Consider the following 18,592-nt stretch of genomic DNA (forward strand, 5'->3'; position numbering starts at 1 on the left):
CCGGCCGTCAGAAAAAACTTGAAGCGCCGGGCAGCCCTCCGTATATGGACCTCACCCAATTCGCACGTGCCTGTGGCCGCGTGCTGGTCGGTGGGCATCCGGACAAGAGGCCGGACAGCCGCCAGGGATGGGAAACGGATGGAGGGGGATGGACATCCCCTCAAATCACGCTCCCGGCGCTCGCAAGAGGGCCGCTCCCGAACAGCGACCAGCAGCCGGAGGCAAAACCGGCGAACCCCGAATCTCCACGGGGGACGCAGCTTAAAGCAACGACGGAGCGGGCTTTTTTGGTCTCGCCGGCTTTCCACAGGCCGGCACCGAAGAGGCTTGTCCTTCATTGCCGGCCGTGCGGGGTCTCCCCAATCGACGGTGTTTCGGGTCCGGACGTTTCGTCCGCAGTCCGTAGGCGTCTCCACAGCGCCTCGGGTCGCGGTCGTTTCAACCGGCTACACGTCGTATCGGCGCCGCTTGCGCCGAAGGGAGCTGCGTCTCATGACCGAGCGCATCCGTGAATTTCTGCGTGACCGCCGCGAGGACGGCCCCTGCGTCGTGATCGACCTCGAGGTCGTGCGCGAGAACTATGTCGCCTTCTCCCGGGCGCTGCCTGACACTCGCGTCTTCTACGCGGTCAAGGCGAACCCGGCGCCGGAAGTGCTGCGCCTGCTGGCCAAGCTCGGCTCCTGCTTCGATTGCGCCTCGGTCGTCGAGATCGAGCTCGCCCTCGCGGCCGGCGCCACGGCGGACCGCATCTCCTTCGGCAACACCATCAAGAAGGAGCGCGACGTCGCCCGCGCTATGGAGCTCGGCGTGCGCCTGTTCGCCGTCGACTGCCAGGCCGAGGTCGAGAAGATCGCCCGTGCCGCCACGGTCACCAAGGCCGAAGGCGCGCGCATCTTCTGCCGCATCCTCTGCGACGGCGCCGGCGCCGACTGGCCGCTCTCGCGCAAGTTCGGCTGCGTGCCCGAAATGGCCGCGGACGTGCTGGAGCACGGCCATCGCCTCGGCCTGCAGGCCTATGGCATCTCGTTCCATGTCGGCTCGCAGCAGGCCAACGTGAACGCTTGGGATTCGGCCCTGGCCTCGGCCTCGGCCGTGTTCAAGGAATGCGCCACCCGCGGTCTCTCGCTGTCGATGGTCAACCTCGGCGGCGGCTTCCCGGCGCGCTACCTGAAGCCGATCCCGGGCGTCCCGGCCTATGGCGATGCAATCTTCCAGGCGCTGTCGAAGCATTTCGGCAACCGCCTGCCCGAGACCATCATCGAGCCGGGCCGCGGCATGGTCGGCGAAGCCGGCCTGATCGAGGCCGAGGTCGTGCTGATCTCGAAGAAGAGCGAGGACGACCAGGTCCGCTGGGTCTATCTCGACATCGGCAAGTTCAACGGCCTGGCCGAGACGATGGACGAGGCGATCCGCTACCCGATCCGAACGATCCGGGACGGCGACGCCACGGTTCCTTGCGTACTCGCCGGCCCGACCTGCGATTCGGTCGACGTCATGTACGAGAAGACCCCGTACATGCTGCCGTTCAGCCTCGAGATCGGCGACAAGGTCCTGATCGAAGGCACCGGTGCCTATACGACGACCTATGCGGCCGTCGCCTTCAACGGCTTCCCGCCGCTGAAGCAGTACGTCATCTGACGAATAGGGGCTGGCTCGCCAGCTCCGAACCAATCGGGTCCGGCGAAGCGCCCTGCCACCTATCGGCAGGCTGCCCGGGAAACCGGGCGGAGCGTTCGTGCCTCCAAGAATGGAGCGCGCGGGCGTGGCTCCCGCCGGACCCTCTTCCACACATTCCCCTGTTTGTGGCCGCTCGCTGAGCGGCGCCGGGAAGGTCCGCGCGATGGCGGACGCTCCGGCAGGAGGTGCGTCATGATCACGATCCGCGACGAGATCGAGACCGATATCCCGGCCCGCGAGGCCCTGCTCGACCGCTGCCTCGGCGAGCGCCGTACGGTGAAGTCGAGCGAGCGCCTGCGCGAAGGCCGTTTGCCGGCTGAAGGTCTCGCCCTGACGGCGGAGCGTGACGGCGCTGTCGTCGCGACCGTGCGCCTCTGGCATGTCGAGACGGCCGGAAAGCCGGCGCTGCTGCTCGGACCGCTCGCGGTCTCGCCGGACCTGCAGGGCGAAGGCCTCGGCAAGGCGATGATGCGCGAGGCGATCTGGCGCGCCGCCTGCCGCGGCCATGGCGCGATCCTGCTCGTCGGCGATGCGCCCTACTACGCGCGCTTCGGCTTCACGGCCGAGCCGATGGCCGATCTTTCCATGCCCGGCCCGTTCGAGCGCGAGCGCTTCCTCGGCCTCGAACTGCGCGACGGCGCGCTCCAGGGCGCGAGCGGTGTCCTGAAAGCCACGGGAGCGCTCGCCCCGGCCGAGGGAATGGAAGGTCTCCGACGTCGCGCCGCCTGAAGCTCGCTCGGGATCGTAGTCGATCCGTCATCAAATCGCGTCATTGAAGCCCGCGCGGCCTTGGCCGCGCGGGCTGCCGTCAGGTAAGGCGGTCCAGGCTGCCTCCCTGACGAAGAAGAACCATGTTGATCGCCCATCTCTCCGACCTGCACATCTGTCCGCCTGGCCGGCTCGCCCTCAAGGTCTCCGACACGATCGGCATGACGCAGCGCGCCTTCGACGCTGTCGCCGCCCTGCCCGTCCGCCCCGACGTCCTCATCATCACCGGCGACCTGACCGAAAGCGGCCTGCTAGAGGAATATGCGCTCGTTCGATCGATGCTGGAGACGCTCGGCCTACCCACCCTGCTGATCCCCGGCAACCACGATGTCCGCGAGGCGATGATCGCCGGGCTCGACCTCGGCCCGCATGCCGATCTCGGCGGCCGCTTCATCCAGTTCTCAGCCGATCTCGGCCCCCTCAGACTGATCGGCCTCGACACACTGCTGCCCGGCTCCAGCGCCGGCGCGATCTGCGATGCGCGTCTCGACTTCCTCGAACGGGAGTTGGCCGAGGCGGAAGGCCGGCCCGTCCTCCTGTTCACGCACCACCCGCCTTTCTCCTGCGGCCTCGGCTACATGGACGCGGTCATGCTCAAGGAGGGCGCAGCGCGCCTGACCGAGATTGTATCGCGCCATCCGAACGTCGAGCGCGTGCTCAGCGGCCATCATCACCGCCCGGTCCAGGTCCGCTATGCCGGCACCATCGGCCAGGTCGTGCCCGGCGTCGCCCACCAGGTCATCCTCGACCTGACGCCGGGGGCCGAGGCGCGCTTCCTGATGGAGCCGCCAGCCTTCATGCTGCATTCCTGGCAGCCCGATGCCGGCCTGGTCTCGCACACCGCCTATGTCGGCGCCTTCGAAGGTCCCTACCCGTTCAGCCTCGGCAAGGAGTGAGCCCGTCGGCATTGACGCCGAAGAGCCCGCCCCATACCAGCGTCCGCTTATCCTCAACCAGACCCACCCAGGAGTGAAAAAGAATGACGGATTGGCCCGTATACGGCGAGATCAGTGGCCCGATCGTGATGATTGGCTTCGGTTCGATCGGCCGCGGGACACTGCCGCTGATCGAGCGGCATCTCAAATTCGACAAGAGCCGGTTCGTGGTGATCGCACCCGACGACGACAACCGCGCCCTTCTGGACGAGCGCGGCATCCGCTTCATCCAGGAAGCTGTGACGCTCGATAACTACAAGAGCATGCTCACGCCCCTGCTGACCGCGGGCGGCGGCCAGGGCTTCTGCGTCAATCTCTCCTGCGATACCGGTTCGCGCGACATCATGGAGCTCTGCTCCAGCCTCGGCGCGCTCTATATCGACACGGTCAACGAGCCTTGGCTCGGCTTCTATTTCGACGAGACGAAGGGCCCGGGCGAGCGCTCGAACTACGCGCTGCGCGAGATGACGCTCGCCGCCAAGCGCGCCCGCGCGCCGGGCTCGACCACCGCCGTCTCCTGCTGCGGCGCCAACCCCGGCATGGCCTCCTGGCTGGCCAAGAAGGCTCTGCTCAACATCGCCTCCGACATGCGCCTCAACGTGCCGCAGCCGACCACCCGTGAGGAATGGGCCGGGCTGATGAAGCAGGTCGGCGTCAAGGGCATCCATATCGCCGAGCGCGACACGCAGCGTTCGAAGAACCCCAAGCCGCCGGGCGTCTTCGTCAACACCTGGTCGGTCGAGGGCTTCATCTCCGAGGGCGTGCAGCCGGCCGAGCTGGGCTGGGGCACCCATGAGAAGTGGATGCCGGACAATGCCCGCACCCACGAGACCGGCTCGCAGGCGGCGATCTACCTGATGCAGGCCGGCGCCGAGACCAAGGTGCGCAGCTGGTGCCCGACCCCGGGGCCGCAATACGGCTTCCTGGTGACGCACAACGAGTCGATCTCGATCGCCGATTACTTCACTGTGCGGGACGAGGCCGGCAAGGCGATCTACCGGCCGACCTGCCACTACGCCTATCACCCGGCCAACGATGCCGTGCTCTCGCTGCACGAGATGTTCGGCAATGCCGGCCGCCCGCAGGAAGAGCACCACATCCTCGAGGAGAACGAGGTCATCGACGGCATCGACGAGCTCGGCGTGCTGCTCTACGGCCACGACAAGGGCGCCTACTGGTTCGGCTCGCAGCTCTCGACGGAGGAAGCGCGCAAGCTCGCTCCGTACCAGACCGCGACCGGCCTGCAGGTCACCTCGGCGGTGCTCGCCGGCATGGTCTGGGCGCTGGAGAATCCCAAGGCCGGCATCGTCGAGGTCGAGGAGATGGATCTCGACCGCTGCCTTTCGATCCAGATGCCCTATCTCGGGCCGGTGAACGGCTACTACACGGACTGGACGCCGCTCGATGGCCGCCCGGGCCTGTTCCCGGAGGATATCGACACCAGCGATCCCTGGCAGTTCCGCAACATTCTGGTGCGGTGATCACCAAAGCAAAAGGCCCGCCTCTCGGCGGGCCTTTTCATTTCACGCACGCCCGTGCTCAGAAGCGCGGCGTCGAGAAGCTGTTGGCGAAGGGGTTGGCGCCCGAGCCGATGCGCGAGGGCAGCGTGCCTTCGCCGTAGAGCTCGCCAGCCGCCGAGTAGACCGGGCTCGCCACGAAATGCTGCGACGCATAGCGGTTCATGCTGCCGACCGGCACGACATTGCCGGCGTCGAAATAGCTGCGCTTCTGCACGGTGACGCGCAGCGGCTTGCGCTGCTGCTGGGCCTCGGCCACCGAGACCACGAAGGTGACGGCTGCAGCCGAGAGGGCCAGACCGGCGGCGAGACGGGAAAGCGAACGCATGACGATCTCCTGAGGCGGTTGCCCCCGCCAAGGCTACGGCGGATCAGCTGTCGCTGACGATACAATTCCAGAGTTAATGCTTTTGTTGCGGCCTGCCAGTGCGCTGCGGCAACACGAGCCCGTTACCGCGCCTGCGCCTGCTTGCCGCTGGTCGGTCGCAGGGCCGGCGCCTTGCCGTCGGCGTCGAGCCAGGAGCCCTTGCGCCCGCTCGCAGCGAGCCGCGGCACAGAGCAGCCCTGCCGGCGGTTGAGTTCGGTGCGGGCGAAACTGGCGCGCAGCTCGGGATCGTCGCCGGCACTCAGGAGGTCGATCCGGTCGATCAGGCAGATCAGTTGCGCCCGGTCGGCTGGCCGTGCCTCGCTGCCGCACCACCAGCCGGAGAAGGAGAGATGCGCCGCCGCGTCGAGATGACGGAAGGCGATGCAGGCCCGACCGGCCGCGCCGTCGCTCAGGCCGATATCGGCTGTCTCGACCGTGCCGAACTTGGTCTCGATCGTGGTGGCGGCGCCGCTGCGCCCGACCGAGAGCCCACGCGCCGCGCTCTCGCGCACCAGCGTGATCACGAAGGGCTGCGACATACCGACGAGCGCCTTCTGCACCTGGGCGTCGCGATTGACCTGGAATTTCAGCGACAGGAACGATCTGCCGTCGTCGAAGGCACCGAAGCTCAGCACGTCCTCGCGCCGCTGCCCGTCCTGGCTGCGCCGCGCCTCATAGGCACTGCGCTTGTCGAGCTCTGGCGATTCCAGACCGAACAGCGCGATCGGCCGGCCGATCGTCACCCAGCCGTCCTGCCCGGCAGCGATCGGCAGCGCCTGAAGGCGAACATCGCGTACGAGCGGAGCGGCTGCGGCCTCCGTCGACGCCAGATTGGCGAGCGCGGGTTCCGACGAACCGGAAGAGAGACCGGCGACGAGCATCGCGGTCAGGCTGATGCCGGTCAGCGCCGCGAGGCCGCGCCAGACGAGGCCGCCGGTCAAGCCGATTGCGCCGGAGCGCAGAACCCGCCGGGTCGGACGCATGATCCGTGCGAAGCCGGCTTCGGCGGCATCAGCGAGATCGACCAGCCGCGCAGCGAGATCGAAGCGGCCGGGAGCTGCTTCCGCCAGGCCTTGCAGGCGCGGCTGAAGACGCTGCCCGCTTTCCTGCAGGTGCAGCTTGAAGCGCTGCCAGATGGCGTTGATCTCGTCCCCGGACACGACAGAACCCGACCCGTTGGGCGACCCGCACCCCTGCCGGCCGCCTCGTCCCACTCGCGGGCGAGCTTTCGCCGGTCGCGATGAGCAGGTCGTTACCGGCCGCGGGCCATCGCGAAACAGGGTCAATGACGGGTAAGGAGGCAGGGTTAATGCCGGAGGCCGCCTCTACCGATTGACTTTTTACGGCGGCTTGTGTTTGGGATTGCACGCCGGACACTTATCTTCCGGCTTCGCGATGATGCTCAGGTTGGCTCAGTGACGTTCCGTCTGACGACGAAAACCACGACCAAAACGACGGCCGGGAAAACCCGGACGTCGCACTGACACGTCGCCTCGATTCCGGGTTCTCCCCCCCGGCCGGGGTCAACCGGCCGAACCCGCAAGCGAGATCAGCGGCGACGGCTCCCCGGGGAGGCTGAACCGGTTTCGCCAGAAGGAATTCACAAAGATGAGCTTCAAGGTCGCGGTCGTCGGCGCCACGGGCAATGTGGGCCATGAAATGCTCGACATCCTCGCCGAGCGCGCTTTCCCCGTCAGCGAGGTGGTGGCGCTCGCCTCCTCCCGCTCCATCGGCACCGAGGTTTCCTTCGGCGACAAGACGCTGAAGGTGAAGGCGCTCGACCATTACGACTTCTCCGACACCGACATCTGCCTGATGTCGGCGGGCGGCGCGGTCTCCAAGGAATGGTCGCCGAAGATCGGCGCCCAGGGTGCCGTCGTGATCGACAACTCCTCGACCTGGCGCATGCATCCCGACGTGCCGCTGGTCGTGCCCGAGGTGAACGCCGCCGCAGCCGCCGGCTTCAGCAAGATGAACATCATCGCCAACCCGAACTGCTCGACGGCGCAGCTCGTCGTGGCGCTGAAGCCGCTGCATGAGCGCTTCGGCGTCAAGCGCGTGGTGGTCTCGACCTATCAGTCGGTCTCCGGCGCCGGCAAGGAAGGGATGGACGAGCTCTTCAACCAGACCCGCGCCGTCTTCGCCGCCGGCGAGGTCGAGGCGAAGAAGTTCAGCAAGCGCATCTCGTTCAACGTCATTCCGCACATCGACGTCTTCATGGAGGACGGCTACACCAAGGAAGAGTGGAAGATGATGGCGGAGACGAAGAAGATCCTCGATCCGAAGATCAAGCTGACCGCGACCTGCGTGCGCGTGCCGGTCTTCATCGGGCACTCCGAAGCCGTCAACATCGAGTGCGAGAAGCCAGTGACCGCCGACGAGGCGCGCGAGATCCTGCGCGCTGCGCCCGGCGTCCTCGTGATCGACAAGCGCGAGCCCGGTGGCTACATCACCCCGCATGAGGCGGCCGGCGAGGACGCGACCTATATCTCGCGCATCCGCGAGGACGCCACGGTCGAGAACGGCCTCTCCTTCTGGTGCGTCTCGGACAATCTGCGCAAGGGCGCGGCCCTCAACGCGGTGCAGATCGCCGAGGTGCTGGTCAACCGCAAGCTGATCCAGCCGCGCAAGCAGGCGGCCTGACAGCAGGCCAGACGATTTAAAGAAAATTTCAAGGCGGGCGCCATGCCCGCCTTTTTCTTGCGCGGACGCATGGCGGTCGTGCCGGATTTGCGCAAGGGCTCGCCCCGATCATCGGCTAGGGTCGGCTTCTCCTCAAGAATCGCCGAAGACCTTGCCCGACACCTTGACCAGAGTGCCTCTGCCAGTCGAACCGGCACCGGCAGAGCCGCCACAACGCCCAGCGCCGCGGCGCGACAATGGCCTGCGCGGCATCGGCCTGATGCTGATCGGCAGCGTCTTCCTCTCCGCTGCCGACGTCGCATCGAAATACCTCACGGCAACGACACCGGCCATCCAGGTCGTCTGGCTGCGCTATGCCGCCTTCGCCCTGATCATGCTGGCGGTCGCCGCTCCCGGCGGCTTCGCGCAGCTCAGGCCGAAGCGCATGCACATGCAGATCCTGCGCGGCATCGCCGTCACGGTCTCGTCGATCCTGTTCGTCTCCTCGCTGCGATACCTGCCGATCGCCGACGCGACCGCGACGAGCTTCGTCTCCCCGCTTTTCGTCACCGCGCTGTCGATCCCGATCCTCGGCGAGAAGATCGGCTGGCGACGCTGGACGGCCACAGCCGTCGGCCTGATCGGTGTCCTGATCGTCGTCCGGCCGGGCGGCAGCGACTTCCAGCTCGCCTCGATGCTGCCGGTGCTCTCGGCGGCGACCTGGGCCTTCGCACTGATCGTCACCCGCATGATGAGCGCGACCGAGAACCCGGTGACCACGCTCGCCTGGTCGGCGGTCGTCGGCTGCGTGCTGCTGACGCTCCTGCAGCCACTGACCTGGCAGCCGCTGTCGACCGAGGCACTGCTGGTCGGCCTGTTCATCGGCGTCTCCTCGACCGTCGGACACTGGTTCGTGATCCAGGCCTTCCGGCATGCCGACGCCTCGCTGCTGGCGCCCTTCTCCTATGTCCAGCTGCTCTGGGCCTCGGCCTTCGGCTTCATCCTGTTTTCGGTGCTGCCCGACGCCTTCACCTGGTTCGGCTCGGCGATTATCATCGCCTCCGGCCTCTACACCGCCCATCGCGAGCGCATCCGGGCGCGTCTGGTCACAGGACGATAGGCGAGGCCTGCATCCAGCCGGAGGGTAGCGCTCTATCCACAGCATCGCCCTCATCCTAGCCTCGCCCGCAATGACCTCCCTCATCACTCTCAGCCGCCGCGCCTTCGTCACAGCCGGCTCGGCACTACTGTCGGCCTGCTCGCCGCTCGGGCTGCTCAATGCGCTCAGCCCGGCCGATGCTGGCGGCCGCCTCGCCGCCAGTGGCATCGCCTACGGCCCGGACGAACGCCACAGGCTCGACGTTTACGTGCCGGAGCAAGGCACCGGTCGGGCACCGGTCATGGTCTTCTTCTATGGCGGCGGCTGGAACAGCGGCGAACGCGCCGACTATGCCTTCGTCGGCCGCGCCTTCGCGGCACAGGGCTTCGTCACTGTCATCCCCGACTACCGGCTGGTGCCGCAGGTCCGCTTCCCTGCTTTCGTCGAAGACAGCGCGCTGGCTCTGCGCTGGGTCCGGGATCACATTGCGAGCTATGGCGGTGACGCTACCGGCATCGCATTGAGCGGCCATTCGGCCGGCGCCCATATCGCGATGATGCTGGCGCTGGATCGGCGTTTCCTTGCCCGCGCCGGCCTGCGACCAGGCTTCGTGCGCAGCGTCGCAGGACTCGCCGGCCCCTACGACTTCCTGCCGCTCGATGATCCGCGCAGCATTACCGCTTTTGGCGACTATCCGCGCCTATCGGAAACGCAGCCAGTCACCTTTGCCAGCGCCCACGCCCCGCGCGCCTTCCTCGCAACCGGCGACGAAGACGAAACGGTCAGGCCGCGCAACAGCTTGGCACTCGCCGCAAAATTGAGGGCTGCCGGGGTAGCAGTCGAGTTGAAGACCTATCCCGGCCTTGGTCACGCCGGCATCCTGCTCGCCTTGAACACCGGCTTCCGAGGCCGCGCACCAGTCCTCGTCGATATCGTGCGCTTCGCAAAAGCTCAGAGCTTTGCGGGCGGCACGCCATAGCGCGCCATGAAGGTCGCCACCGCCTCGCCGACGACATGCGCGATCTCGTCCTCGCTCGGCGGCGTGCGCACCGCGTTGAACAGACGCGGGCGCATCAGGGTCGACTGTGAGAGGTCGACGAATTGCGCCGCCGCCAGGGCGGTGTCCGCGATCGCCAGCTCGCCCTTGGCGACACGCAGGTCGAGAAAAGCGGCCAGATGCCGCGCGCCCTGCATCGGGCCGCGCTCGTAGAATTCACGGCCGAGATCGGGCATGCGCTCAGCGACCCCGAGCACGATCCGGTGAGCGCTCATCGCGAAGGGACCGGTCAAAAGGCGTATCAGCCCGCTGCCGAAGTTCATCAGCGCCAGAGTGAGATCGGGCTCCTCTGCCAGCGCCTCGTACATGCCCTGTTTCTGCTTCTCGCGTTCGCGCTCGATCAGCGCGACGAAGAGATGTTCCTTGTCCTCGAAATACACATAGAGCGTACCCTTCGAGACGTTCGCCGCCGCGGCGATGTCGTTCATGCTGGCCGCATCGAAGCCGCGCGCCGCGAACACGGCATGCGCTCCTTCGAGGATCTGGTGACGCTTGTCCGGATCCGCGCCGGCGACGCGCCGGTTGCGTGAGATTGCCTTGACATGTCGCGGCTCGAGCGTCGCGCTCATCCTGTTCCATCCGTTTCGCGCATGTTCGCGCTTGCAAAAATAATCGAACCGATCGGTTCGATTTCCTCTTGATATGCCCCGGCTTCGGCGCTATTTCAACCGCAATCGAACCAGACGGTTCGAAATGTGATCGTCAGGGCATTGCTACCATGACTGTCGAATCTGCCGTTGAAAAGCGTATCGAGGACCGCCGCGACCGGCTGAAGCTGGTCGATCCCGTGCTCGAACAGACACCAGCCCCCGTTGAAGCCCGCAAGGCGGACGAGGAGCGCGCTCCCGCTCCGCAGGCGGGCGACAAGCCCGCGCCCAAGCGCAGCGGCACCAAGCGCGTCGCGCTGATCCTCGTCGCCGGCACGGCGCTCGCCGCCGGCCTCTGGTTCGGCATCGACTGGTGGCGCAATGGCCGCTTCATCGTCTCGACCGACGATGCCTATGTCGGCGCCGAGATGGCGACGATCTCGGCCAAGCTGCCTGCCAACATCGCCACGATCTCGGTGACGCAGAACCAGGAGGTCAAGGCCGGCCAGCCTCTGGTCGCGCTCGACCCCGGTGATCAGCGCATCGCGCTGGAGAGCGCCCAGGCCAAGAGCGCGACCGCCAAGGCCACGCTCTCTCGCATCGACGCTCAGGTCGAGGCTGCCCGCGCCAGCCTGCAACAGGCGCAGGCGCAGCAGGTCTCGGCCGAAGCCGCCGTCACCCGCACCACCGCCGATTTCGAGCGCGCCAACAACCTCGCCGCCAAGTCCTATGGCTCGCAGGCGACGCTCGATGCCGCCACCGCCGCACGCGACCAGGCCGTCGCCTCGCTCGCCAGTGCCAAGGCCGGCGTCGTCCAGGCTACGGCCAATATCGAGGTGCTGAAGGCACAGCGCGTCGAGGCCGCCCGCCAGATCGACGAGCTCAAGGTCGCCGAGGACAAGGCGGCGCGTGATCTCTCCTTCATGGCGATCTCAGCGCCGATCGACGGACTCGTCGCCAACACCAACATGCAGCTCGGCGACCTCGTCAGCGCCGGCAAGCGGCTGATGTCGATCGTCCCGCTCGACAAGGTCTATGTCGACGCCAACTTCAAGGAGACGCAGGTCGGCCCGCTGAAGATCGGCGACAAGGCGAAGATCACCGTCGATGCCCTGCCTGGCCAGCTCTTCGACGGTACGGTCAGCGGCATTGCCGGCGGCACCGGCTCGGTCTTCACTTTGCTGCCGCCCGACAACGCCACCGGCAACTTCACCAAGATCGTCCAGCGCGTGCCGGTCCGCATCGCCCTGTCGCCCGAGTCGGCGGCCAAGCATGTGCTGCGTCCGGGCATGTCGGTCGTGGTCTCGATCGACCCGCGCCCGAGCACGCAGAAATAACCAGACGTCCGGGCCCTCGACCCGAGGAGCCGTTCCCGACCGGGGAATGGCGATGCGCCAAGGCTCAATCGCCCCTTCTGGGCCAAAGCGCACCGCGCCTCACGGCGCTCCTCGGGTCGGGGGCTCGGCTCCAACCCCAAGCTGAAGCCCGAAGCTGTAGCCCGTCTTGGAGGCCGGCATGGCCACCGCCACGACTGCCATTCCCGCCGGTGCCGCACCGGCTGCCGACGCCATCCCGATGCGCCGGATCTTCGCCTTCATGGCGATGGTCTTCGGCATGTTCATGGCGATCCTCGACATCCAGATCGTCTCGGCCTCGCTCGCCGAGATCCAGGCTGGTCTGTCGGCCTCCAGCGACGAGATCGCCTGGGTCCAGACCGCCTATCTGATCGCCGAAGTGATCATGATCCCGCTCTCCGGCTATCTCAGCCGGGCGCTGTCGACCCGCGTCTTCTTCTCTATCGCCGCCGCCGGCTTCACGGTGGCGAGCATCCTTTGCGCCACCTCGAGCTCGATCAACGAGATGATCCTGTGGCGTGCGGTCCAGGGCTTCATCGGCGGCGGCATGATTCCCGGCGTCTTCGCCGCGGCCTTCACCATCTTCCCGGCCTCGAAGCGGCCGATCGTCTCGCCGCTGATCGGCCTGATCGCCACGCTCGCTCCGACCATCGGCCCGACCGTCGGCGGCTATCTCAGCCATGCCTTCTCCTGGCACTGGCTCTTCCTGGTCAATGTCATCCCCGGCATCGCCGTCACCATCGCGGCCTGGAACCTGATCGACTTCGACAAGCCCGATCACAGCCTGCTCAAGCGCTTCGACTGGGTCGGGCTCGGCGCCATGGCCGCCTTCCTCGGCAGCATGGAATACGTGCTCGAAGAGGGCACCCGGCTCGACTGGTTCGAGAGCCACGAGATCGTGATCTTCACCTTCGTGATGATCATCGGCGCCGTGCTGTTCTTCTGGCGGGCGCTGACCCGCGACGATCCGCTGGTCGATCTCTACGCCTTCAGGAACCGCAACTTCGCCTTCGGCTCGCTGTTCTCCTTCACCATGGGCATCGGCCTCTACGGGCTGACCTATCTCTACCCGGTCTATCTCGGGCGCATCCGCGGCTATGATGCGCTGATGATCGGCGAGACCATGTTCGTCACCGGCCTCGCCATGTTCCTGACCGCGCCGATCGCCGGGCGCCTCTCGGCCAAGCTCGACCCGCGCATCATGATGATGATCGGCTTCGGCGGCTTCGCGCTCGGGACCTGGATCGCGTCCTTCATCACCGCCGACTGGGACTTTCACGAACTCTTGATCCCGCAGATCCTGCGCGGCTGCTCGCTGATGCTGTGCATGGTGCCGATCAACAATCTTGCCCTCGGCACCTTGCCGCCGCAGCAGCTCAAGAATGCGTCGGGCCTCTACAATCTCACCCGCAATCTCGGCGGCGCGGTCGGGCTCGCGGTGATCAATACGCTGCTGAACAACCGCACCGACCTGCACATCACCCGCCTGCACGAGGCGGTCGCTGCCGGGCGCCAGATTGCCGAGGAGAATCTTGCGGCGATGACCCAGCGCTTCGCCGATTTCGGCGATGCCGCGCAGACCATGGCGCTCTACACGTTGAACCAGCGCGCCCATAAGCAGGCCCTGATCATGGCCTTCGGCGATGTCTTCCTTGGTCTGACCGTGATCTTCGCTGCCTTGGTCGCGCTCGCCATCTTCATGAGCAAGCCGCCAGCGGCGAAACCCGGAGGCGGCGGCGGTCACTGAGACCTGCCCCGAACGACCGCTCCGCATCGTGGACAACCCCTGATGCGTCTTGCCGCAGGTGCGAAGAGATTGACAGTCGGCTTCGGACACGGCAAAAATACTAGCAATATCAGTAGTTTAGATGAATTCTAAACTACGAAGACACCGATCTTCGAGTTGGAAGGCGTTCATGAGCATTCTGTCCCTGAAGGATGGCAGCCCGGTGCGGGCCCAGGCGGAGCAGATCCCCTGGCCGCAGAAGGCTCCGGCCGCCTGCCCGATCAGCGCGGTCAAGGCGCGCCTGCGCAGCGTCGGCCTGAGGCCCACGCGCCAGCGCATGGCGCTGGGCTGGCTGCTCTTCGCCAAGGGCGATCGCCATGTCAGCGCCGAGATGCTCTATGAGGAGGCGCTGCGCGCTCGCGAGCCGCTCTCGCTCGCGACCGTCTACAACACGCTGCGCCAGTTCTCCGAGGCCGGCCTGCTGCGCCAGGTCTCCGTCTCCGGGCCGAAGACCTTCTTCGACACCAATGTCTCGGAGCACCACCATTTCTACAATGAGGACGACGAGACCGTCGTCGACATCCCGGGTTCCGAGATTCACGTCTCGGGCCTGCCGGTCGCCCCGGAAGGCATGATGATCTCCTCGGTCGAGGTGATCGTGCGCCTGCGTCGCGCTGATGGCGAGGAGACGGTGACGAAGGTCGCCGGGGGCCACCGGGCGTGATCGTCTGCTCCTGTAACGTTCTCTCCTGCCGTCAGATCAAGGGTACCATCGCCCCTGACGGCAGTGGTCCGCGTACCGCGGGCGAGGCCTATGATTGCCTCGGCTGCAGTCCGGACTGCGGCCGCTGTGCCCGCGAGGTTCGTTCCCTGCTCGCCGAGGCGCGCGCCGCCTGCGCCAGCCAGTGTCATAGCTGCGCCAGCCACAATGTCGAATGCGCCGTACATGTCTCGGTCGGCCTGATGATGGCCGGCCTTGAGGAGAATGACGACCGCGTCGCCGCCTGATCCGGCACGACACGTTTTCTCGCGCCGGGCGCGCAATCTGCCCTTCCCTTTCCGGTCGAGCCGCTCTACATTAGGATCATTCTAATGTAGTCGATTGCGAGGAGAGCGGCATGAAGGGCGACAAGAAGGTCATCGAATACCTCAACAAGGGCCTGCGCTCCGAGCTCACGGCCATCAACCAGTATTGGCTGCACTACCGGATGCTCGATAATTGGGGGCTGAAGGACATGGCCAAGACCTGGAAGAAGGAGTCGATCGAGGAGATGGTCCACGCCGACCGTTTCGTCGACCGCATCCTCTTCCTCGAAGGCTTCCCGAACCTGCAAACCCTCGACGCGCTGCGCATCGGCGAGAACGTCAAGGAAGTGATCGAGTGCGACCTCAAGGCCGAGGTCGAGGCACGCGCCCTCTATCAGGAAGCCGCGAAATACTGCCGCGATGTCGGCGACTACCCGTCCGAGGACCTGTTCAAGGCTCTGATGAAGGATGAGGAAGGCCATATCGACTTCCTCGAGACCCAGCTCGACCTGATCGGCCGCATCGGCCTCGAACTCTACACCCAGAAGCATGTCGGCGGGCTCGAGGGCGACGAGCACTGAGCACAGGCCGTTTTAAAGGGGCGATCGACCGGGCCTGGTGACAGGCCCGGTTTTTTGTTGCGCGTCCATCTCCCAAAGCTGCGCCCGCCATGCCAAAGACCCACCACCAGCATGGAGACGAGAGATGGGCACGATCGTCGCAGTCGCACGGGACCAGGGCCACCGCTTCAGCAAGCCGATCCTGCAGGCGATTCGGCTGCTCGCCGGCCTTGGGATCGAGGGCGATGCTCATTGCGGCGAGACGGTGAAACACCGCTCGCGCGTCGCCGTCGATCCGACGCAGCCCAATCTGCGCCAGGTTCACCTGATCCATGAGGAGCTGTTCGACGAGCTCGCAGCCGGTGGCTTTTCGATTCGACCCGGCGATATGGGTGAAAACGTCACCACCCGCGGAATCGACCTGCTCGCTCTGCCCGCCGGCACGCGCCTGCAGCTCGGCGCTGACGCGCTCGTCGAAATCACCGGCCTGCGCAATCCTTGCACCCAGATCGAGGCGTTCCAGCCCGGCCTGCTCAAGGCCGTGCTCGGCCGCGATGCGGACGGAAAGCTGATCCGCAAGGCTGGGATCATGGGGATCGTGCTGGTGGGCGGTGAGGTCAGTCCCGGCGATTCGATCGAGGTCCGCTTGCCGGCCCTGCCGCATCGGGCCCTCGAACGCGTCTGAGGCGGCTGGACCTTTCGGCCCGCCGCCTCATCATTGCGTCAAGGTTATAGCCCGGTCAGGCTGGTTCAGCCTGACCGGCGAGATGTGCTCGCGACCAGCTTCTCAGAGGAAGCTGATGTTCGCGGCCTCGGGGCCCTTCTTGCCGGCGCGGATCGAGAAGCGCACGCGCTGCCCGTCCATCGGCGGCTGCAGGCCGCTGCGGCTCAGCGACGAGACGTGCAGGAACACGTCCGGCCCGCCCTTGTCGGGGGCGATGAAGCCGAAGCCGCGGTCGGTGTTGAAGAACTTCACCGCGCCATCGAACGGGCCTTCCATCGGGGCGCTGGCGCCGCGATCGAAGCCACCGCGATCGCCGCCGCGGTCGAAGCCACCACGGTCGCCGCGGTCATAGCCGCCGCCACCGCCATAGCCGCCACCGAAATCGTCGCGCGGCGGGCGCGGCGAGAACGGACGGCCACCGCCACCAGGACCGCCGGCGCCACGCGGCGCAGCGGGGGTTGCGGTCGAGGCGTCGATCTCGTGGACGGAAACGACCTGCAGGCCGCGCCGGCCTTCGCCGAGATCGCAGATGATGGTCGCACCGGGCTGCAGGTCTTGCGGATCCTGCGGGCCGATGGCCGAGATATGGAGAAACACGTCGCCCGAGCCGTCCGCCGGAGAGGCAAAGCCGAAGCCTTTCTCCGGATCGAACCACTTGACCTTGGCTTCGATATTCTCGTGGGTGACGAAGGGCGCCGGGGCGGCGGGCTTGCGACGATCGAACATGCAGCTTCAACGATAGTGACCGGGAGCGCGCAATCTAGCGCAAGCTTCCGGGTTCGTCATCGGGGCGGCGCAGCAAAAATTCTGGTCCGGCGAAATGCTGCCGGATCGCAAACTTTTTCCCCAGCGACCGCCGTTTCACGCGGCGGATTGTTCAAAATTCACCCGATCGGGAGCAGACGTCAACCGTCCTGTCCCGGCTCGGCCTCCGAGCAGCGGATCATCTGCACCTTTTTCGGCATCTCGCCGACCGCCGGGATGAACTGCCCGGTCTGCGGGTCGAGTAGCATCAGCATGCCGGTTGCGACCGCGAAATAGGCGCCATGCAGGTGCAGCCTGCCCTTGCTCTCGAGGATGTTGATGCACGGGAAGGTGCGCAGGTTTGCGAGCGACTGCTGGACCGAGAGCAAAGCGAGGCGCTCGACATAGTCGTCGAGCGTCTCGTTCCGGCCGCGTCCGCCCGAGCGCCGGGCCGCGGGCTCGACCAGCGTGATCCAGCGGCCGATGAAATCGCCAGACGAAAGCGGGCCTTGCGTATCGTCGGCGAAGGCCTTGATGCCACCGCAGCGGCCATGCCCGAGCACGACGATGTGCTCGACCTTGAGCGCCTGGACGCCGTATTCGAGCGCGGCAGATGTGCCGTGCAGCTGATCGTCCGGCGAGAAGGGCGGGATCAGGTTGGCGATGTTGCGGATCACGAACATCTCGCCAGGGCTCGCATCGAAGATCACCTCGGGCGAGACGCGCGAATCGCAGCAGCCGATCAGCATGATCTTCGGCGTCTGCCCGCTCTCGGCGAGCTTTTCGTAGCGGCTCTGCTCGCGGACGAAGCGATCGTCGAGGAAAGCGCGATAGCCTTCGGTCAGGCGTTGCGGGAACGGCTGGGGGGCTGGCTGGTCCATGGCGCATGTTGGGCCAGAAAGCGACGGCCTCCGTCAAGAGCCCGCAGCCTGATTCTGCTGCGATGCAGCATCAAATCTCGCAAAGCTGCTTCTGCAATCGTGCCGCCAACGCTGGCGCGTCGCCGTGAATGACGACTCGTTTCAGCCGCGCGCTCGCGCCGGCCGTCAGCGCAATCTGCGAGCGGGAAACCGCCAATTCCTTGACCAGAAGCGCGATCAGGGCGGCATTGGCCTCGCCCTCGCTCGGCGCGGCCCGGACCCTTGCCTTCAGCACCTGGCGGCCATCGGCCAGCGTCTCGACGCCGTCGAGGCCATCACGTCCGCCGCGCGGAGTCAGGCGGATCGAAATCGCAAGCCCGTCCGGCGTGACGGACCAGGGCGACATCCGGCTAGAATACGTTGGGATAGATGTAGCGCTGGATCACGCTCTGGATGAAGAAGATGACCAGCAGCAGGATGATCGGCGAGATGTCGATGCCGCCGAGATTGGGCAGCATGTTGCGGATCGGCCGCAGCGCCGGCTCGGTGATGCGGTAGAGGAAATCCCAGACCGTGGAGACGAACTGGTTGCGGGTGTTGACGACGTTGAAGGCGATCAGCCAGCTCAGCACAGCCGAGGCGATCAGGATCCAGACATAGAGGTTCAGCGCCAGCATCACGACGTCGAGAACGGCACGCATCGAGCAGCATCTCCGAGAAGCCCAGGCGCTTCGCCGGAAGCACCCACAAAACTCCTGTCGCAAGCGATTGACAGAAGCGCGACGCACGGCCTAGAAGGCCAGCGCCCTGGGGCTGTAGCTCAGATGGGAGAGCGCTGCAATCGCACTGCAGAGGTCAGGGGTTCGAATCCCCTCAGCTCCACCAGGCCCAACGACTTGGTCGTTGATCTCCCGAAATCGATGGACCGAAGCGCCGTTGGCTGCTCGCCCGCGGACGCTGCCTTGGCC

Annotated in this window: 20 protein-coding genes and 1 tRNA gene; 14 read left to right on the forward strand and 7 right to left on the reverse strand. The window is 66.2% G+C overall.

Going from position 1 to position 18,592, the window contains the following annotated elements; genetic code table 11:
* The first annotated feature begins 492 nt into the window (after positions 1-492).
* From AC07O0_RS14280 to AC07O0_RS14295, 4 genes are all read left to right on the forward strand, one after another.
* Positions 493-1,638 carry a type III PLP-dependent enzyme gene (locus AC07O0_RS14280; RefSeq protein ID WP_454025096.1) on the forward strand — a complete coding sequence of 382 codons (1,146 nt, stop codon included), beginning with the start codon at positions 493-495 and terminating at the stop codon, positions 1,636-1,638.
* A 231-nt stretch (positions 1,639-1,869) separates the two neighbouring features.
* Positions 1,870-2,406 carry a GNAT family N-acetyltransferase gene (locus tag AC07O0_RS14285; protein ID WP_494624069.1) on the forward strand — a complete coding sequence of 179 codons (537 nt, stop codon included), beginning with the start codon at positions 1,870-1,872 and terminating at the stop codon, positions 2,404-2,406.
* A 122-nt stretch (positions 2,407-2,528) separates the two neighbouring features.
* Positions 2,529-3,341 (forward strand): phosphodiesterase, encoded by an 813-nt coding sequence (locus tag AC07O0_RS14290; RefSeq protein WP_494624071.1) that lies wholly within the window; start codon positions 2,529-2,531, stop codon positions 3,339-3,341.
* Positions 3,342-3,424: 83 nt separating this feature from the next.
* A complete protein-coding gene (locus tag AC07O0_RS14295; RefSeq protein ID WP_494624073.1) occupies positions 3,425-4,861 on the forward strand; it encodes a homospermidine synthase in 1,437 nt (478 codons plus the stop codon).
* Positions 4,862-4,919: 58 nt separating this feature from the next.
* Here the strand turns inward: AC07O0_RS14295 and AC07O0_RS14300 are convergent, their stop codons facing one another.
* Positions 4,920-5,225, reverse strand: coding sequence for a hypothetical protein (locus AC07O0_RS14300; RefSeq protein ID WP_494624075.1), 306 nt, complete (start codon positions 5,223-5,225; stop codon positions 4,920-4,922).
* Positions 5,226-5,347: 122 nt separating this feature from the next.
* Entirely contained in the window at positions 5,348-6,424 is a 1,077-nt protein-coding gene (locus AC07O0_RS14305; RefSeq protein ID WP_494624077.1) for a hypothetical protein, read from the reverse strand.
* A gap of 448 nt (positions 6,425-6,872) precedes the next feature.
* Between AC07O0_RS14305 and AC07O0_RS14310 the strand changes: the two genes are divergently transcribed.
* The 3 genes from AC07O0_RS14310 (at position 6,873) to AC07O0_RS14320 (ending at position 9,964) form a co-directional block, all read left to right on the forward strand.
* Positions 6,873-7,907 carry an aspartate-semialdehyde dehydrogenase gene (locus AC07O0_RS14310; protein WP_454025101.1) on the forward strand — a complete coding sequence of 345 codons (1,035 nt, stop codon included), beginning with the start codon at positions 6,873-6,875 and terminating at the stop codon, positions 7,905-7,907.
* 172 nt (positions 7,908-8,079) lie between these two features.
* Positions 8,080-9,006, forward strand: a complete 927-nt coding sequence (locus AC07O0_RS14315) for a DMT family transporter (RefSeq protein ID WP_494624228.1) — start codon at positions 8,080-8,082, stop codon at positions 9,004-9,006.
* Positions 9,007-9,076: 70 nt separating this feature from the next.
* The gene (locus AC07O0_RS14320; protein ID WP_494624079.1) at positions 9,077-9,964 is read left to right on the forward strand and encodes an alpha/beta hydrolase; all 888 of its coding nucleotides are present in this window, start codon (positions 9,077-9,079) and stop codon (positions 9,962-9,964) included.
* Here AC07O0_RS14320 and AC07O0_RS14325 read toward each other — a convergent pair.
* Positions 9,937-10,611: a TetR/AcrR family transcriptional regulator gene (locus AC07O0_RS14325; RefSeq protein ID WP_494624081.1), complete on the reverse strand. Its 675-nt coding sequence runs from the start codon at positions 10,609-10,611 to the stop codon at positions 9,937-9,939. The two genes, AC07O0_RS14320 and AC07O0_RS14325, sit on opposite strands and share 28 nt — an antisense overlap.
* Before the next feature lie 149 nt (positions 10,612-10,760).
* Between AC07O0_RS14325 and AC07O0_RS14330 the strand changes: the two genes are divergently transcribed.
* The 6 genes from AC07O0_RS14330 to AC07O0_RS14355 all read left to right on the forward strand — a co-directional run bounded on the left by AC07O0_RS14330 (position 10,761) and on the right by AC07O0_RS14355 (position 15,981).
* Positions 10,761-11,966 (forward strand): HlyD family secretion protein, encoded by a 1,206-nt coding sequence (locus tag AC07O0_RS14330; protein ID WP_494624083.1) that lies wholly within the window; start codon positions 10,761-10,763, stop codon positions 11,964-11,966.
* A gap of 178 nt (positions 11,967-12,144) precedes the next feature.
* Positions 12,145-13,731: a DHA2 family efflux MFS transporter permease subunit gene (locus AC07O0_RS14335; RefSeq protein ID WP_494624084.1), complete on the forward strand. Its 1,587-nt coding sequence runs from the start codon at positions 12,145-12,147 to the stop codon at positions 13,729-13,731.
* A 169-nt stretch (positions 13,732-13,900) separates the two neighbouring features.
* Positions 13,901-14,434, forward strand: a complete 534-nt coding sequence (gene irrA / locus AC07O0_RS14340) for an iron response transcriptional regulator IrrA (protein WP_494624085.1) — start codon at positions 13,901-13,903, stop codon at positions 14,432-14,434.
* Positions 14,431-14,718 carry a (2Fe-2S)-binding protein gene (locus AC07O0_RS14345; RefSeq protein ID WP_494624086.1) on the forward strand — a complete coding sequence of 96 codons (288 nt, stop codon included), beginning with the start codon at positions 14,431-14,433 and terminating at the stop codon, positions 14,716-14,718. The genes irrA and AC07O0_RS14345 overlap by 4 nt, the downstream gene beginning before the upstream one ends.
* Before the next feature lie 110 nt (positions 14,719-14,828).
* Positions 14,829-15,317: a bacterioferritin gene (bfr, locus tag AC07O0_RS14350; protein ID WP_092156792.1), complete on the forward strand. Its 489-nt coding sequence runs from the start codon at positions 14,829-14,831 to the stop codon at positions 15,315-15,317.
* 124 nt (positions 15,318-15,441) lie between these two features.
* Complete coding sequence (locus AC07O0_RS14355; RefSeq protein WP_494624087.1) at positions 15,442-15,981, forward strand: MOSC domain-containing protein; 540 nt, start codon at positions 15,442-15,444, stop codon at positions 15,979-15,981.
* A gap of 102 nt (positions 15,982-16,083) precedes the next feature.
* Here AC07O0_RS14355 and AC07O0_RS14360 read toward each other — a convergent pair whose 3' ends face one another.
* From AC07O0_RS14360 to AC07O0_RS14375, 4 genes are all read right to left on the reverse strand, one after another.
* Complete coding sequence (locus tag AC07O0_RS14360; protein ID WP_494624089.1) at positions 16,084-16,746, reverse strand: cold-shock protein; 663 nt, start codon at positions 16,744-16,746, stop codon at positions 16,084-16,086.
* 179 nt (positions 16,747-16,925) lie between these two features.
* Entirely contained in the window at positions 16,926-17,645 is a 720-nt protein-coding gene (locus AC07O0_RS14365; RefSeq protein WP_494624091.1) for a carbonic anhydrase, read from the reverse strand.
* Positions 17,646-17,715: 70 nt separating this feature from the next.
* On the reverse strand, positions 17,716-18,030 hold the full coding sequence (locus AC07O0_RS14370) for a DUF167 family protein (RefSeq protein ID WP_494624093.1): 315 nt from the start codon (positions 18,028-18,030) through the stop codon (positions 17,716-17,718).
* Positions 18,031-18,034: 4 nt separating this feature from the next.
* On the reverse strand, positions 18,035-18,325 hold the full coding sequence (locus AC07O0_RS14375) for a YggT family protein (protein WP_494624095.1): 291 nt from the start codon (positions 18,323-18,325) through the stop codon (positions 18,035-18,037).
* Between the two features lie 108 nt (positions 18,326-18,433).
* Between AC07O0_RS14375 and AC07O0_RS14380 the strand changes: the two genes are divergently transcribed.
* Positions 18,434-18,509 (forward strand) — tRNA-Ala (locus AC07O0_RS14380).
* The last annotated feature ends 83 nt before the right edge of the window (positions 18,510-18,592 follow it).

Source organism: Allobosea sp. GW821-FHT10B12, from assembly GCF_059415545.1.